Consider the following 15346-nt stretch of genomic DNA (forward strand, 5'->3'; position numbering starts at 1 on the left):
TCCCGCGCGGGGCGTTTGAGCGCCCCGTCACCGCCTCGTCCATGGGCAACGCTCCCGTAATCTTCGCACGCGATCTGCGGATGCCGACCCGCTCCGATTCACGGACCCAGGGCGCAGGCAGATGCGTCGGCGGCGGGGAAAGCCGCCGCAAGGAGTTGTTGTCATGTTTCGCACCATCCCGATGGCGGGCCTCGGCCTGCTGGCCCTGTTCGCGGTGCCCGCGGCGGCGGCGGACCGCCTGCTGCCGCGTACTCAGGAGTGGCCGGCCTATACCGCGCCGCGCACCTACAACTGGAACGGCATCTATGCCGGTATCCATTCCGGCGCAGCCTTCGACCGCTTCGACGGCGCCGCCAAGAAGAGCCGCAACGAAGTGCTGCTCGGCGGCCAGCTCGGCTACAACCTGCAGCTCGGCAGCATGGTCTTCGGCATGGAGGGCGACATGTCGATGAACGGCCTCGGCAACAGCTCCAAGCAGCGCGGTGCCGGCACCGGCGCCGACATGCGATATGTCAGCACGCTGAAGGCACGCACCGGTGTCGCCTTCGATCGTGTGCTGATCTACGGCACCGGCGGTCTCGCTTATGGCAGCCTGAAGGCCACGGACGGCCTGCTGTCGAAGACCAAGAGCAAGATCGGCTATGTGGTTGGTGCCGGCGCCGAATACGGCATAACCGACAACCTCTCCGCCAAGCTCGAATACAACTACGTCTCGCTCGGCAAGCAGGACTTCCAGTTCGGCAATACCCGCAGCCGCATCGGCGTCACCGAGCATCTCGTCAAGGCCGGCCTCAACTACCGCTTCTGACCCCGCCATAGCGGCCGGTTTCGCGAATCCGGTCCTGATTCACGGCCTTCTTGGCCGTTCTCTGGTAGGGATGGGGCGGGGTGTTCGGAAATCCCGTCCCTTGTCCGGCATCACGTTCCATCCCTGCACCTCTACAGGACAGACATGCGCGCATTGATCGTTGAGGACGAGCCGGATCTGATGAGCTTCCTGTCCTCGCTTCTCACAAATGCGGGGTTGATCGTGGATCGGACCACGACGATCGATGCCGCATTGGCGGCCCTGCGGACCGCGCCCTTCGACATCGCCATCGTCGATAGGCGCCTGCCGGACGGCGACGGCCTGTCGATCGTCAAGGCGCTTAGCGCCGACGATGCGCGTCCGGCCTTCCTGATCCTGACCGCGCGCGACGCCAAGGCCGACGTCATCGAAGGCCTCAATGGCGGCGCCGACGATTATCTGGTGAAGCCTTTCGAGCCGGGCGAGCTGCTTGCGCGCCTGCGGGTGATCGTGCGGCGGCGTCATCCCAAGCGATCCCTGGTCATTGCGGCCGGTAACCTCTCGCTCGACCTCGAGGGCCGCAGCGCCTGCGTCGGAGCCAAGCCTCTCGACCTGCGCCGGCGCGAGGCGCTGATCCTCGAAGCCCTCGTGCAGCGCGTCGGCCGCGTCGTCACCCGCGATGTACTGATCGAGGCCGTCTATGGCTTTGACGATCTGATCGAATCGAACACGCTGGAGGCGCAGATCTCGCGCCTGCGCCGCAAGCTTCGCGACGCCGGTGCCCAGGTCGAGATCACCTCGCTGCGCGGCATCGGCTACATGCTGAAGACGACAGTTTCGGCGCTCTAGCGCCTCTCAATCGCGGCTGGTGCCGTCCGGCGGGAATGCCAGGCGCACCGTTGTGCCGCCATCCTCATTGCCGAGAATGGCGATGGAGCCGCCATGGGCGGCCATGATGTCGCGCACGATGGTCAGGCCAAGACCCGCGCCGGTCGAACTCGGCGACATACGGTTGAACGGCTCCATCGCCTGCGGGCGCTTCGCCGCTGCGATGCCGACGCCGTCGTCGATGACCTCCAGGACGGCTCCGTCGAGGACGCGGACCAGAATGGTCGATCTGGCCTTTGCATGGCGCAGGGCGTTGTCGACGAGGTTGGCGAGCGCGGCCCGGACCGTGGGCTCATTGGCATCGATCACCCCATTCAGATCGCCTTCCTCTTCCAGCGCGACATCGACGCCGTGGCTGAGGATGAGCGGAGCGAGCTCGGCCAGGACGGAGCGAGCGAGCGCGTTGAGCTGCAGCGGTTCGAAGGGCAGTTCGGTCGCATGCAGACGGGCGAGCTGCAGCATCGAGGAGACGATGGTGGTCAGCCGGCTCAGATCCGTGGTCAGCTGGAGGCGCGCCGGCTCGTCCGGGAGCGCGTCGACGCGGCTGCGCATCACCGCAAGCGGGGTGCGCAGTTCGTGCGCGACATTGTTCATGAAGCGCCGTTGTCCCTCCATGTTGCCGGCGATCTGGTCGAGCGCCGAATTGAGCGCGGTTGTCAGGGGCATGAGCTCGATCGGGGTTTCCTCGGTCGGCAGCAGGCCGCGCGGCGCGCGGGGATCGATGCGGGCCGCCGCTTCGGCAGCGCTGCGCAGCCGCGCACTGATATAGGAGACCGACATCGCGATTGCGGCAGCGATGATGATGCCGAAGACCACCGAGATCGCGAAGGCCGGACCGGCGATCGCGCGCAGGAAATAGCCGAGGATCAGGTCCCAACCCGGCACGCCGCCGCCGGTCGCGACGATGACGCGGCTGCCATCCTTCTCGATCACGTCGAAGGCGAGTGCGTTGTCGCCGCCGACGCGCATCTGAGCCGCGATCGTCGGGCCATCCAACCGGATGTCGATGGGCAACCCCGGACGCAACTCTGGCGCATACTCGACGACGGAACGTCCATCGGAGACGAGATACCAGAGCCGGGGGCTGGCCTGCTCGATCTGCACAAGTCCCGCGGTCTTCTCGACCTGCAGTCCGCTGCCCGTCGACGGCCGTACGCCTTGCTGGATGATTTGTGAGGTGACGTCGTTGCGTAGGGCGCCAGGGTCTTCGGTGATGAAGGTGAACGCCAGAACGGCCGCGATGAAGGCCGCGAACAGGACGATGCCCAGCAGGCCTAGCCGGAGCGTAAGGGCACGCGACAGCGAGGTCACGCCGGGCCCCCGTTCTCACGACGGCCGTGAGCGTTCGAAGTCGCCGGCGACGGCCTCACGGAAATCGGTTCAATGTTGCGGGTCGTCACGGAGCCTCTGTGCGGGTATGGCTTGTCGGACAGGGCGCGCTGCTCTGGCTCGCTCTGCATGGACCGTAATAGCGTTGCCGTTCAACACTTCCATCGATCTGCCAACCTGATGCCTGTGTTGCGCACCGTGGCAAGGGGGAGCCGTCCGGTCTGGGCGTTGGCGGCGCTGCTCGCGGCCGCGCCGATCGAAGCCACGGCATTGGCACAGGGCAAACCGCCGGCGAAGGAACAGATCCGGCCGGGCCAACTGCCGACGACATCGCGCAACGATATCTTGCGATTGGTCGAGGGGGTATTCGACACCGCGTCGAAGACGGTCAGCCTTCCGATCGAACGTGCGTTCGCCCTGTTCGGCGAGCCCAATGCCTATATCGTCGGTGGTGAGCTGAGCGGCTCTTTCGTTGTGGGCGGGCGGCATGGCAGCGGCGAGTTGCGTTTTTCGGACGGGTCCCCCGAGCCGGTGATCTGGTCGGCGCTGTCGGTCGGCATCGGACTCGGCGCCGATTACGGCCGGGTGATCATGCTGGTCTACGGGCTTGACCGGCGGGAGGACGTGTTCGGAGACTATGCCAGCCTCGGCGGCAGCGCCCATTTCCTGGCCGGGGCCAATGCGACGATCCTCGCCTCGCCGCGCGCGCGGATCGTCCTCATCTCGTCGGGCCTTGGCCTGCGCTTCTCGGGCGATCTCAGCCGCATCCGCATCGAGCCGGCGGGCGCGCCGGAGATCCTGCGCCCGCCAGCAAAAATCTGCGGCAATCCGGCCGATTGTCCGCTGCCTGGACGCCCCTAACGGGACGATGGGAGGGACAGGCTCAGCGGGCCCGCTCGAGCGATTGGTAGGCCGCAGAGTGGAGCTCGTCGAGGCGCGCCGAGATGTCCATGGCGATGAGGCCGACCTCGCGATCGTCGGCACCCTTTCGGACATAGAGCGGCTCCGACCATAGAATGCAGCCGCGGCCGAAGGGCAGGGCGATGCTGGACCGGTCCCAGTTTGTCAGATCGAAGCGCGCGCTCGTGACGGCGGCGAAGAGGTAGATCGGCCGACCGGTGACGCGGGCGAGCTGCACGGCGCCCTTGCCGGCCACGCGCGACACTTTCGGCACGTCTGCCGTGAGAACGACGCTAGTGCCGTCGCGGAGCGCGTCCCGCATTTCGAAGAACGCTGGAATTGCCCGCTTGGTCTGAATTTTCGGGCGGCTCTGCGTCCCCGAGCCACGGATGGTCCGGAAACCGGCCCGTTCGACGACGGAGGCGACGACCTCGCCATCGAAATGCAGCGAGGCCAGGATTGCCACGCGCGATGCGCCCTCGAGCGCCGCAAGGCTCAGCATCTGCTGGCCGTGCCATGTCAGGGCGATGAACGGCTCGCGGCTGCGCTCCCAAGGACAGGCCCCGGGAATGACCGGCCTGAACCGGGTGGTTCGCTGCACGAGGTTGATATAGCCGTGCAGTGCGCGGCCGGCGAGCGCCGCTGACTGGCCTGAGCTGGGACGCATCTTCCGCTCTCCATGATGAATCACATGGAGTGGTCGGTGCCCCGGCTTGCTGGAACATTGCGCGGCCGCCGGCGGGGAGGCCGGCTTCGCACAAAATCAGGGTTTGAACGCGCTTGCCGCCCCGTCAGGCGCTCCGGCCATGGCCATGGTCCGTCCGCAGGCGGCGCTCGATGAAGCGGCTATAGGAGCCCATGCCGTAGCTGAGCAGGGCATAGACCAGCGCCGCGAAGACATAGCCCTCGAGCACGGCGATGCCCTGCCAGACCGGATCGCGCATGGCTGAGCGCACCGTGTCGAGGAAGTCGAGCAGGCCGATGATCGTGACGAGTGTCGTGTCCTGGAAGAAGCCGATGAAGATGTTGACCAGCGGCGGGATGACGATCTTGAGCGCCTGCGGCAGCACGATCTTGCGCATCGACAGCCAATAGCCGAGGCCGAGCGAGGCGGCGGCTTCGTGCTGGCCCTTCAGCACTGCCTGCAGACCGCCGCGGACGGTCTCGGCGATATAGGCGCCGGCGAAGATGATGATCGCGACCTGCGCCCGCAGCAATTTGTCGATGGTGACACCGTCCGGCATGAACAGCGGCAGCATCACCGAGGCCATGAACAGGATCGAGACCAGCGGCACCCCGCGCACCGTCTCGATGAAGATGACGGCGATGACCTGGATTGCGGGCAGCTTCGAGGAGCGCGCCAGCGCCAGCAGCACGCCCAGCACGAAGCCGAAGGCGAGCCCCACCGAGGAAAGCATGAAGGAGAGCGGCAGGCCGCCCCAGTTCGTGGTGCTCACCACCATGAGGCCGAACAGCCCGCCATACATCAGCACGCCGCAGACGATGACGACAGCGAGCCAGAGCCAGAGCAGGCGCCGCGACCAGAAGCGCGAAATCATCGAGATGATCACCGCAGCGAGGAACAGCAGCACGGCGAGCGCCGGGCGCCAATGCTCCTCGTAAGGATAGAAGCCGAAGATCATGAAGCGCAGCTTCGCCGCCAGGAAGGGCCAGCAGGCCCCGTTCCCGGCCTTGCAGGCCTGCGGCCCGCCTTCCGTCACCGCGCGGGTGACGAGCCAGCCCCAAGCGCCGGTCACGAGGCGATAGATCAGCCAGAGGCAGGCGAGGGTGACGGCGGCGTTGAGCGGAGAGCCGACAAAGGGCTTCAGCCCAGCGAGCCAACGCCGCTGTCCCTGCAAGGGGCGGTCGGCTCGTTCGACGCCAAGCATCGCCGTATTGGTGAGCTCGGACATCTCAGCGCTCCACCAGGGCGACGCGGGCGTTGTACCAGTTCATGAGCAGCGAGATCGTGATCGACAGGCCGAGATAGACCAGCATGAAGATCGCGATGCCCTCGATGGCCTGTCCGGTTTGGTTCATCGTGGTGTTGGAAACCATCACCAGGTCGGGGTAGCCGATCGCGATGGCGAGCGAGGAGTTCTTGAAGGTCGAGAGATAGGAACTGGTCAGCGGCGGAATGATCACGCGCAGCGCTTGCGGCAGCACGACCAGCCGCATCGTCTGGCGGTCGTGCAGCCCGACGGCACGCGCAGCCTCCCATTGGCCCCGCCCGACCGCGAGGATGCCGGCGCGGACGATCTCGGCGATGCCGGCGGAAGCTGAGAGGCCGAGCCCGACCAGAAGCGCGGTGAATTCCGGGGTGACCTGCAGGCCCCCGGTAATGCGGAAGCGGCCCTTTTCCGGCCAGTTCACCACGAGATCCGGCTGAAACAGCAAGAGGCCGATGAGCGGTGGCGCGAGGACGGCGACGAGCACATAGGGCCAGGCGGCGCGGGCGTGGCCGGACGCGACGCGGTGGCGCCGCATGAACGCGGCGACCACGAAGGCGAGCACGATGCCGGCCAAGGCGGAGACCAGCACGCCGGTATGGGCGGCGGACCAGCGCAGCGAAGGGACGATCAGGCCGCCATTGCTGAGGAAGACGTCGGGCAGCACCTGCCAGGCGTCCCGCACCGGCGGAAACACCGCGACGATCAGCGCATACCAGAGGAAGAGGTAGAGTAGCAGCGGCACATTGCGCAGCGCCTCGACATAGATCAGGGCGAGGAAGGACAGGAGCGGATTGCGCGACAGCCGGGCGATGCCGACGATCAGGCCGAGCACGGTCGAGAGGATAACGGCGAAGATCGAGACCCAGACCGTGTTGAGCAGCCCGACGAGAATGGCGCGGCCGTAGGTGTCGCTGGATTCGTAGCTGATGAAGGACTGGCTGATGACGAAGCCCGCCGGCCGGGAGAGATAGGCGAAGCCCGTCGCGATGTTCTGTTCGGCGAGCTTCCGCGAGACGGTGCCGAAGAGGTAGAGACCGACCCCGACGACGAGGACGACGGCCACGACCTGATAGAGCACGGCGCGCACGCGCACATCGTAAATGAGCCGCAGCGGGCTGGATGCTGGAGAGGCCATCGGGCTGTTCCGTGCTGGAGACGCACCGGCCGCGCGCGACGGCCGGCGGTCTCAGGTCAATCGAGGGAACGCCAGATCGCCGCGCGTCCCACCGGACGCGACGACGGCGATCTATTCATTTGATACTGCATCGGATTTTTCTAAAAAGCGGAAGCCACTTCTCGGTCCGATGCGATGGCCGGGATCACCGGAAGGGTGGGGAGTAGAGCAGGCCGCCCTTGGTCCAGAGCTGGTTCGGGCCACGGGTGAGGCCGAGCGGGGTCTTCTCGCCGAGATGGCGCTCGAAGAGCTCGCCGTAATTGCCGAGCTGCTTGATGGCGTTGTAGGCCCATTTGTTGTCGAGGTTCAGCATCTTGCCGAGGTCGCCGTTGACGCCGAGCAGGCGCTGGATCTCGGGGTCCTTGCTCTTGAGCTGCTCGTCGATATTGGCCTTGGTGATGCCGTACTCCTCGGCCGCGATCAGGGCGTTGACCGTCCAGGAGACGATGTCGCGCCAGTTGCTGTCGTTCTGGCGGATGACGGGCGCCAGCGGCTCCTTCGAGATCGTCTCGGGCAGGATGACGTATTGCTTGGGGTCGTTCGCGATCGCGCGCACCGAGGCGAGGTCCGAGCGGTCGGTGGTGATGACGTCGCAGCGGCCGGAGAAGAAGGCGTTGCGCCACTCGTCGGGATTCTCGAAGACGACCGCCTCGTATTTGATGTTGCGCGGCTTGAAGTAGTCTTCGAGATTCTGCAGCGTCGTGGTGCCCGGTAGGATGCAGACGGCCGACTGCGACAGCTCCGCCGCGCTCTTCACGCCGAGCTTGCTCGAAACCATCAGGCCCTGGCCGTCATAGAAAACGACCGGCGCGAAATCGAGGCCGAGCGATGTGTCGCGCGAGAAGGTCATTGTCGTCTGGCGCGAGAGCAGGTCGACCTCGCCGGACTGAAGCCCCTGGAAGCGGACATTGGTGTTGAGCGGAACGAAGTCGACCTTGTCCGGAACACCGAAGACGGCGGATGACACGGCGCGGCAGATGTCGCTGTCGAAGCCCTGGCGAACGCCCTTGTCGTCGGCATAGGAGAAGCCCGGAGCCGTGGGGGAGACGCCGCAGAGAATCTTGCCGCGCTTCTTCACAGCCTCGAGCGTCGCTTGCGCCGAGGCGGGAGCGGCGAACACAGAAAAGGCGGCCGCGGCGAGACCGAGCGCGGCCAGCTTGCAGAACATTTTTGGCATAGGCGTTTCCCCTGGTGCGTGCCTGTCGTCGGCGCGTCGACAGGGAGCCTATTGAGCTGCGGTTGCCGCCGCAAGGACCTTCCGCGCCAAATCCCTCGACGGTGCGGAGTGACGGCACGAGGCCGGCACGGTAGGTTGAGCGCGAACCGGATTGCGCCCTTGAAGTCCCGACTGGCCACATTCCTGCTGCTGTGGGTTCCGCTTGCGCTCATCGGCCTCGGGCTGGGGGCCGCGATCGAATTCACACGGGCAAGCGACGCGCTCCACCGCGAGGGAGCGACGCTGCATCGCGTCCTCTCGCAGCGCGCCGAGCAGCATGACGCGCATCTCACCAGCCTCGCGGCGGTGTTGGCGAGTTCGACCGCGGATTCCGGCACGTGGCGCGCCGTCGTGGAGGCGATGCAGCGCTTCTATCCGCGGATCGCGGCGGTCGAGCTGGCAGGATCAGGAGCTCCCCCCGACGGGCTCGAGGGGAAAGCTGCGGAGAATCTCAAGGACTTCGATCCGCTCGCGCTTGCGGCGCGCATCCGGGAGCTTGCACCGGGCCACGCCGGCACGCTGCCCAGCCGGGGAGGGAAGCCTTTCTATGCGCTCGTCAAGCGCATCCCGGACAACGGCTCGGAGCCGCGGGCGCTGGTGCTCGTCATCGACGCCACACGCATGGCCGAACCGGAAGGCGGCTTGCCGGAGGAGACCGTGCTCGCGCTGCACGATAGCTCCGGAGCCAGGATCGTCAGCCAAGGACGGGAACGTCCGCCCGGCACGGGCCTGCCGGAACTCACCTATGAACGGGCGTTGGGAAGCCGCTCTCAGCCGCTCGTCCTGTCCCTGGAGCGGCGGCCGGCCGTGGCCGAGATCCTGCCGCCGATCCTGCTGATCGGCTGGCCGCTGGCCTCCGGGCTAGCAGTGCTGCTGCTGCTTGCGGTTCTGCGCGAAAAGCGCGCCAGCCAGCGGGCGCGCGAGGCGATGCGGCTGCATCAGCAAGATGCGCGACTCGCCCATGCGATGCGGGTGAACACGGTCGGCGAGATGGCGTCCGGCATCGCTCATGAGATCACGCAGCCGCTGACGGCGATCCTCAGCCAGAGCCAGGCCGGCCTGCGGCTCATGCGCTCCGCGGCGGGGCATCCGGACGCGCTGATCGGCGTGCTCGATGCGAATGTGCGGCACGCCCTGCGGGCCGGCGAAATCCTGGAGCGGCTGCGGGCCTATGTGACGCGCCGCGAGCCGCAGCCCCAACCGAACGACCTCAACTGCATCGTCCGCAATGTCGTTGCCCTGACGCAGCGCGACCTGTTGGAGCGGGGGATCGGCCTCAACCTTGAACTCGTCCCCTCGCCGCTCCCGGCGCGGGTCGATCGGGTCGCGATCGAGCAGGTGGTTCACAATCTCGTCCGCAACGCGGCGGAGGCGATAGCGGGCGAGACCGGAGGGCGACGCGAGATCACGCTCACGACCCGGCTCGTCGGAGGCGATGTCGAGATCGCCGTGAGCGATACCGGCCCGGGCATCGCGGAGGCCGATCTGGCACGGCTGTTCGAGCCGTTCTTCACCACCAAGAGCGGCGGCATGGGGCTCGGCCTGCCGCTCTGCGAGCGTTTGGTCCAGTCGGCCGGCGGGCGCATCGCTGCGCGCAGCGAGGCCGGCCGGGGCGCCGTGTTCACGGTTCGCTTGCCGCTCCTGGCCCTGGAACAGCGGATCGCGGCTGAATGAAGCCCGCTGCCCGTACGGTCTATCTGATCGATGACGACGATGATGTCCGCGATGCGCTCACGTTGCTGCTGCGGACCATGGGCTTCGCGGTGCAGCCCTTCGCCAGCGTCCAGGCCTTCCTGGAGCGCCCGAACCTATGGCAGGATGGCTGCGTTGTCGCCGATATCCGCATGCCCGGGACATCCGGCCTGCAACTTCTGGAGCGCATGGCGAGCGAGGCAGAGCGCATGCCGATTGTCATCGTCACCGGCCATGGCGATGTCGCGGCCTGTCGCCGTGCCTTCAAGGCCGGAGCCGTCGACTTCCTGACAAAGCCGATCGACGAGCAGGTGCTGCTCGAGGCGATCGAGGCGGGCTTCGCGCAGCTCGACGAACGCAGCAGGGTTCACGCCGCCCGCGCCGGGCGGGAAGCACAGCTGGCCAAGCTGACCCAGCGCGAGCGGGAGATCCTCGATCTCATCGCCGAAGGGCTTTCGACCAAGGAAATCGCTCGCGCGCTCGCCGTTTCGCCGCGCACGGTCGAGACCCATCGCGCCAATATTGCCGAGAAGCTCGGCGCCGGCTCGGTTGCGGAGATGGTTCGTATCGCCCTTGAAGGGTAGGGCTCCGACAACTTCGCTCTCGCGGCTGTCATTGCCGCCTTGCTCCGTAGGATTACTGAGAGGTCTCCGGCGCCGTACCGATCTTTTTTCGCTTCGCGGTTCGGTAGCGTGGCCCCGTCGAGCTCAGGCTCGCCACGCCCCGCATCGGAGAGACCATGTTCAAGACCGCTTTCGCCGCCGCTGCTGCCACACTCGCTCTCGTTCCGGCCGTCGCCGGCGCCCAGGTTTTGCAGCAGCGCAACATGCCGCTCGCCATCGCGCAGGAGATCGCACAGGCCGCCGTCGAGGCCTGCGCCACCAAGAACTTCTACATTGCCGCCACGGTGGTCGACCGGGCCGGCGTGCCCCTTGCCATGCTGCGCGCCGACCGGGCCGGTCCGCACACCGTCGCTGCCAGCCGCGACAAGGCCTACACCTCGGCTTCCGCTGGCAATGGCACCCTGGCGATGGCCGAGGGCGCGGAGAAGAACCGGGCGGCGCGCCATGTCGCCTCGATCGAGGGCTTCCTGCTGCTCGGTGGCGGTGTCCCGGTCAAGGTCGATGACGAGGTGATCGGCGCGGTCGGCGTCGGCGGCGCCCCGGGCGCCAATCTGGACGAGGATTGCGCCAAGGCCGGGATCGAGAAGGTGCAGGCGAAGCTGCGCTGAATTGGCCGATCGCCGTCATTGTGAAGCAGGTGGCCGCTGCGCCGGCCGCCTGCCCGCCATTGGGGGATGCTGCCATGTCGAGGATATTGCTGGCCGCCCTGGCGCTCCTTGCCGCCGTCTCGTCCGGTGAAGCGACCGCGCAGACGCCGCCAAGCCCGGCCGAGTTTGCGGCCTATCGCGGCTTGCATGCGGCGGCTGCGGCGGGTGATGCCGCGACGATCCGCCGGCTGGCCGCGGCGGGGGGTGACCTCGATGCGCGCGATCGCAATGGCCGCACGCCCCTGCACGTCGCGGTATTCCAGGGGCGGGCCGAGGCTTCGCGTCTCCTGATCGCCGTCGGTGCCAAGCCGGGACTGCTCGACGAGCAGCGTTACGATGCGCTGACGATCGCGGCGGTGCGTGACGACGTGCCGACGGTCAAGGCGCTGCTGGCATCCGGCGCTTCGGCCAAGCTGATCACGAGTCGCTATGACGGCACGGCGCTGATCGCGGCCGCGCATCTCGGCCATGACGAGGTGGTCCGCGAACTGATCAAGGCCGGGGCGCCGCTCGACCATGTCAACAATCTCGGCTGGACCGCCCTGATGGAGGCGGTAGTGCTGGGCGATGGCGGCCCCCGTCACATCGAGACGGCACGCGCTCTGCTTGCCGCGGGCGCGGATCGCACTATCGCGGACGGGCAGGGTATCACGCCGCTGCAGCACGCCCGGGCGCGCGGCGATCGGGCGATGGCCGGACTGCTGGAAAGCGCGCAGAGGCGCTGAATACGCGCCGCTCGCAGACCCCGATTGCGCTCCAGCGCAGGGTTTGGCGGCCGCTAATGCTCATTCTCGTTTCCCAGACCGACCGGCAATCCGACGCGCCAGGATGGAACCCCGCCTGCGGCTTCCCGTTGAAGCAGGCAGTGGGAGAGGTGAGACATGCCCTCGAGAGCGATGGAATTGCGCCGTTCGGATGTCCGCATGAATCCGGCGCGATATGAACGATGCCAGGATACCGACGGGAACAGATATGTCGTCGCGGTGTGGTCTGACACCGACGGAATCGCGCGGTTCACCCTCCTCGACGGAACATCCCTCGTGCGTGTCGATAACGAGAGTTTCCAGATGCCGAGCGGAACTCGCCTTCGCCGCTGCAAGGATGAGCCCTTTGCGCATTGGGCTTGAGCGACACGCTGGCCAACCCTGCGGCCCAGAATTGTGCGCCAGATTTTCCGCGTGGCGGGACAGCAGATGACCGATGCTCCGCCTGCCCCTCAGCGTTCACGCATGCGCCAGTTCTTTCGCGTGGCCCTGCGCTACTGGCGCGACCAGGATACGCGCTGGCGGGCCTGGGGGCTGACGGCCGCCGTATTGTTCTTCGTTGCCGCGCAAACGGCGAGCGCAGTCGGCATCAACAAATGGAACCGCCTGTTCTTCGACGCGCTCGAGAAGCGGGACGTCACGGGCGTATGGGCGGCAACAGGGTGGCTGCCCCCTCTGGTCGTGGCCACGGCCCTGTCGGTGTCCGGGTTGGTGGTCTGCCGCATGCTGCTGCAGACGCGCTGGCGCGAGAACCTCACCCGGCGCGTCGCGGGCTGGTGGATCGCGGACCAGCGCTATTATCGCCTCGGCTTCCTGACCAAGAGGCTGACCGCACCCGAGTATCGAATCGCAGAGGATGCCCGCCTCGCGATCGAGCCGCTGGTCGAGCTGGCGATTGGGCTGATCAGCGCCTTCATCACGGCGGCGACCTTCGCCGCGATCCTCTGGCAGGTCGCGGGCTCGGCCGAGGTGACGCTGGGAACCGTCACGATCGTCATCCCGAGCTATATGGCCGTCGCCGCAGTGCTCTACGCCGCCATCGCGTCGCTCGCAGCCTATCTGACTGGGCGGCCGCTGGTGGGCCTCGTCTCGCACAAGAACGAGATGGAAGCCCAGTTCAGGGCCGAGATGACGCGGCTGCGCGAGAACGCCGAGAGTATCGCGCTCATCCGCGGCGATGCCGATGAACTCAGCGCGGTGGGGGAGGATTACGGACGCGTCGTTGCCGCCTGGCTCCGGATCATCCGCCAGCAAGGCATCATCGCGCTGGTCCTGAATACGAACGGGGCCTTGTTCCCGATCGTGCCGCTCCTGCTTATCGCGCCCAAGTATCTGGCCGGCGGTGTCACCCTCGGCGCGGTGGTGCAGGTCGTGGCCGCCTTCAGCGCCGTGCAGGCCGCGCTGATCTGGTTCGTCGACAACTTCGTCAGGCTGGCGGAGTGGTTCGCCTCCGTGAGGCGCGTCGACGAGCTGGTCGAGGAACTGCAGGCGCTCGATATCGGCACGATCATGGAGGCGGATACGCGGATCGAACTCGGGGAGAGCGAGGACGAGGCGATCCATATCCAGAATTTGTCGCTCGCGCACAGCAATGGCCGCGTCGTCGTCGCGGATGCGACTGTTGCCATCGAGCGCGGTGCGAAGGTTCTGATTGCAGGGGAGAGCGGCTCCGGCAAGAGCACGCTCATCCGGGCATTGGCCGGGCTCTGGCCCTGGGGATCAGGCTCGATCCGCGTGCCCGCGGGGCAATCGATCGCTTTCGTTCCCCAAAAGCCGTATCTGCCGCGGGGAACGCTGCGTTCGATCCTGCTCTACCCGGCTTCGGAGCGGCCGGTCGACGAGGAGACGATGATCGGAGCGCTGCAGCGCTGTGGCCTGGGCTATCTGTCCAGGAGGCTCGACGCGGAGGATGATTGGGACCGCATTCTCTCCGGAGGAGAGCGCCAACGGGTCGCCTTCGCACGCCTGCTGATCCAGAAGCCGGACATCATCGTGATGGATGAGGCGACGTCCGCGCTTGACGAGGCGAGCCAGGAAGCGCTGCTGGGGCTGTTCGACAGCGAACTGGCCGATGCGACGCTCATCAGCGTCGGGCACCGCCCGGGGCTTGAGGACTATCACGAGCAGAAGATCACGCTCGAACGCCGCCCGGCCGGAGCCCATCTGACGTCCAAGCCTATCGGGCGGTCGCTATGGCGCCTTTTTCGGGGCCGCCGGGAGGCCAATGAAGATACTGCAGACTGAGGTGGGCGAGGCTTGCGCTTCCGGGCCTGCGGCCGGCCGGGATTGGCCAGCCGCAGGGGGCGATGTCAGCTCTGCACGAAGGCGAGCAGGTCGGCGTTGAGCTCGTCGGCATTCACGGTGAGCATGCCGTGGCCGAAGCCTGGATAGGTCTTCAGCTTGCCGTTCTTCAGGTGCTTGATCGACTCGCGCGCGGCGGCCCCGATCGGCACGATCTGGTCGTCCTCGCCATGCAGGACGAGGGTGGGCACGCCGATCGCCTCGAGATCTTCCGTCTGATCGGTCTCGGAGAAGGCCTTGATCCCGTCGTAATGGGCCTTGGCACCGCCCTCCATGCCCTGCCGCCACCAGTTCCGGATGACGCCCTGGTCGATCTTCGCACCCGGCCGGTTGAAGCCGTAGAAGGGGCCTGTCGGGACGTCGAGGAAGAATTGCGCCCGGTTGTCGGCGAGCGCCTTGCGGAAGCTGTCGAAGACCTCGATGGGCAGGCCGCCCGGGTTCTTGTCGGTCTTGACCATCAAAGGCGGCACCGCGCTGACCAGCACCGCCTTGGCGACGCGGCCCTGCGGCTCGCCATGCCTGGCGACATAGCGAGCCACCTCGCCACCGCCGGTGGAGTGGCCGATATGGACCGCGTTCCTGAGATCGAGATGCTGCGCGACCGTCGAGGCATCCGCTGCATAATGATCCATGTCGTGCCCGTCCCAGACCTGGGCGGAGCGGCCATGGCCGCGGCGGTCATGGGCCACGACGCGATAGCCCTTCGACAAGAAGAAGAGCATCTGCCCGTCCCAATCATCCGAGGAGAGCGGCCAGCCATGGTGGAACATGATGACCTGGGCGTCTTTCGGTCCCCAATCCTTATAGAAGATCTCGACCCCGTCCTTGGTTGTGACGAATGGCATGTCAGTCTCCTTCGGTGTGCCAAACATGGTCTTTGCGGCGACGGCGCCAAATCCATGGTTCCGTCGAATTTTCGTCGCGATGCCCGTCGCCGGAAGGCAGCGCCCGGCAGGCTGCATTCTGCAACGGCATTATGGGGCCGTCTTGTCCGACTGCCCGGCTTTTTGTGGTTTATCGTCTCGACTTGGCAGAGATGCGTCAAAGCTGGCTGTGCCATGCCCCCGCGGGGT

The 15346-nt window shown here is 66.7% G+C and carries 14 protein-coding genes; 8 read left to right on the forward strand and 6 right to left on the reverse strand.

The window, feature by feature from the left end; all coding sequences use genetic code 11:
* The first annotated feature begins 163 nt into the window (after positions 1-163).
* Complete coding sequence (locus AB4Z16_RS13315; protein ID WP_441511825.1) at positions 164-808, forward strand: outer membrane protein; 645 nt, start codon at positions 164-166, stop codon at positions 806-808.
* Between the two features lie 144 nt (positions 809-952).
* Complete coding sequence (locus AB4Z16_RS13320; RefSeq protein WP_441511826.1) at positions 953-1636, forward strand: response regulator transcription factor; 684 nt, start codon at positions 953-955, stop codon at positions 1634-1636.
* Between the two features lie 6 nt (positions 1637-1642).
* Here the strand turns inward: AB4Z16_RS13320 and AB4Z16_RS13325 are convergent, their stop codons facing one another.
* On the reverse strand, positions 1643-2986 hold the full coding sequence (locus AB4Z16_RS13325) for a sensor histidine kinase (protein ID WP_441511827.1): 1344 nt from the start codon (positions 2984-2986) through the stop codon (positions 1643-1645).
* A 147-nt stretch (positions 2987-3133) separates the two neighbouring features.
* Here AB4Z16_RS13325 and AB4Z16_RS13330 point away from each other — a divergent pair, with 147 nt between their 5' ends.
* Entirely contained in the window at positions 3134-3865 is a 732-nt protein-coding gene (locus tag AB4Z16_RS13330) for an EipA family protein (RefSeq protein ID WP_441511828.1), read from the forward strand.
* A 22-nt stretch (positions 3866-3887) separates the two neighbouring features.
* On the opposite strand, the gene AB4Z16_RS13335 is transcribed toward AB4Z16_RS13330, so the two are convergent.
* From AB4Z16_RS13335 to AB4Z16_RS13350, 4 genes are all read right to left on the reverse strand, one after another.
* Positions 3888-4571: a lysophospholipid acyltransferase family protein gene (locus AB4Z16_RS13335; RefSeq protein WP_441511829.1), complete on the reverse strand. Its 684-nt coding sequence runs from the start codon at positions 4569-4571 to the stop codon at positions 3888-3890.
* A 124-nt stretch (positions 4572-4695) separates the two neighbouring features.
* Complete coding sequence (locus tag AB4Z16_RS13340) at positions 4696-5817, reverse strand: amino acid ABC transporter permease (protein WP_441511830.1); 1122 nt, start codon at positions 5815-5817, stop codon at positions 4696-4698.
* Between the two features lies 1 nt (position 5818).
* Complete coding sequence (locus AB4Z16_RS13345) at positions 5819-6991, reverse strand: amino acid ABC transporter permease (protein WP_441511831.1); 1173 nt, start codon at positions 6989-6991, stop codon at positions 5819-5821.
* Between the two features lie 184 nt (positions 6992-7175).
* Positions 7176-8198: an amino acid ABC transporter substrate-binding protein gene (locus AB4Z16_RS13350; RefSeq protein ID WP_441511872.1), complete on the reverse strand. Its 1023-nt coding sequence runs from the start codon at positions 8196-8198 to the stop codon at positions 7176-7178.
* A gap of 168 nt (positions 8199-8366) precedes the next feature.
* Here AB4Z16_RS13350 and AB4Z16_RS13355 point away from each other — a divergent pair, with 168 nt between their 5' ends.
* From AB4Z16_RS13355 to AB4Z16_RS13375, 5 genes are all read left to right on the forward strand, one after another.
* Entirely contained in the window at positions 8367-9920 is a 1554-nt protein-coding gene (locus tag AB4Z16_RS13355) for a sensor histidine kinase (protein WP_441511832.1), read from the forward strand.
* Entirely contained in the window at positions 9917-10522 is a 606-nt protein-coding gene (locus AB4Z16_RS13360; protein ID WP_441511833.1) for a response regulator transcription factor, read from the forward strand. The genes AB4Z16_RS13355 and AB4Z16_RS13360 overlap by 4 nt, the downstream gene beginning before the upstream one ends.
* A 155-nt stretch (positions 10523-10677) precedes the next feature.
* A complete protein-coding gene (locus AB4Z16_RS13365; protein WP_441511834.1) occupies positions 10678-11169 on the forward strand; it encodes a GlcG/HbpS family heme-binding protein in 492 nt (163 codons plus the stop codon).
* Between the two features lie 74 nt (positions 11170-11243).
* Entirely contained in the window at positions 11244-11933 is a 690-nt protein-coding gene (locus AB4Z16_RS13370; protein ID WP_441511835.1) for an ankyrin repeat domain-containing protein, read from the forward strand.
* Between the two features lie 468 nt (positions 11934-12401).
* Positions 12402-14216: an ABC transporter ATP-binding protein/permease gene (locus tag AB4Z16_RS13375; protein WP_441511836.1), complete on the forward strand. Its 1815-nt coding sequence runs from the start codon at positions 12402-12404 to the stop codon at positions 14214-14216.
* Positions 14217-14281: 65 nt separating this feature from the next.
* Here AB4Z16_RS13375 and AB4Z16_RS13380 read toward each other — a convergent pair whose 3' ends face one another.
* Complete coding sequence (locus AB4Z16_RS13380; protein ID WP_441511837.1) at positions 14282-15118, reverse strand: alpha/beta fold hydrolase; 837 nt, start codon at positions 15116-15118, stop codon at positions 14282-14284.
* Positions 15119-15346: the final 228 nt, after the last annotated feature.

It is taken from the genome of Allobosea sp. TAF32, assembly GCF_052113585.1.
Taxonomy (GTDB): domain Bacteria; phylum Pseudomonadota; class Alphaproteobacteria; order Rhizobiales; family Beijerinckiaceae; genus Allobosea.

Coding starts and splice junctions, on each gene's coding strand:
- AB4Z16_RS13315 (WP_441511825.1), top strand. CDS start 164: ATGTTTCGCACCATCCCGATGGCGGGCCTCGGCCTGCTGGCCCTGTTC.
- AB4Z16_RS13320 (WP_441511826.1), top strand. CDS start 953: ATGCGCGCATTGATCGTTGAGGACGAGCCGGATCTGATGAGCTTCCTG.
- AB4Z16_RS13330 (WP_441511828.1), top strand. CDS start 3,134: ATGGACCGTAATAGCGTTGCCGTTCAACACTTCCATCGATCTGCCAAC.
- AB4Z16_RS13335 (WP_441511829.1), bottom strand. CDS start 4,571: ATGCGTCCCAGCTCAGGCCAGTCAGCGGCGCTCGCCGGCCGCGCACTG.
- AB4Z16_RS13340 (WP_441511830.1), bottom strand. CDS start 5,817: ATGTCCGAGCTCACCAATACGGCGATGCTTGGCGTCGAACGAGCCGAC.
- AB4Z16_RS13345 (WP_441511831.1), bottom strand. CDS start 6,991: ATGGCCTCTCCAGCATCCAGCCCGCTGCGGCTCATTTACGATGTGCGC.
- AB4Z16_RS13350 (WP_441511872.1), bottom strand. CDS start 8,198: ATGTTCTGCAAGCTGGCCGCGCTCGGTCTCGCCGCGGCCGCCTTTTCT.
- AB4Z16_RS13360 (WP_441511833.1), top strand. CDS start 9,917: ATGAAGCCCGCTGCCCGTACGGTCTATCTGATCGATGACGACGATGAT.
- AB4Z16_RS13365 (WP_441511834.1), top strand. CDS start 10,678: ATGTTCAAGACCGCTTTCGCCGCCGCTGCTGCCACACTCGCTCTCGTT.
- AB4Z16_RS13370 (WP_441511835.1), top strand. CDS start 11,244: ATGTCGAGGATATTGCTGGCCGCCCTGGCGCTCCTTGCCGCCGTCTCG.
- AB4Z16_RS13375 (WP_441511836.1), top strand. CDS start 12,402: ATGACCGATGCTCCGCCTGCCCCTCAGCGTTCACGCATGCGCCAGTTC.
- AB4Z16_RS13380 (WP_441511837.1), bottom strand. CDS start 15,118: ATGCCATTCGTCACAACCAAGGACGGGGTCGAGATCTTCTATAAGGAT.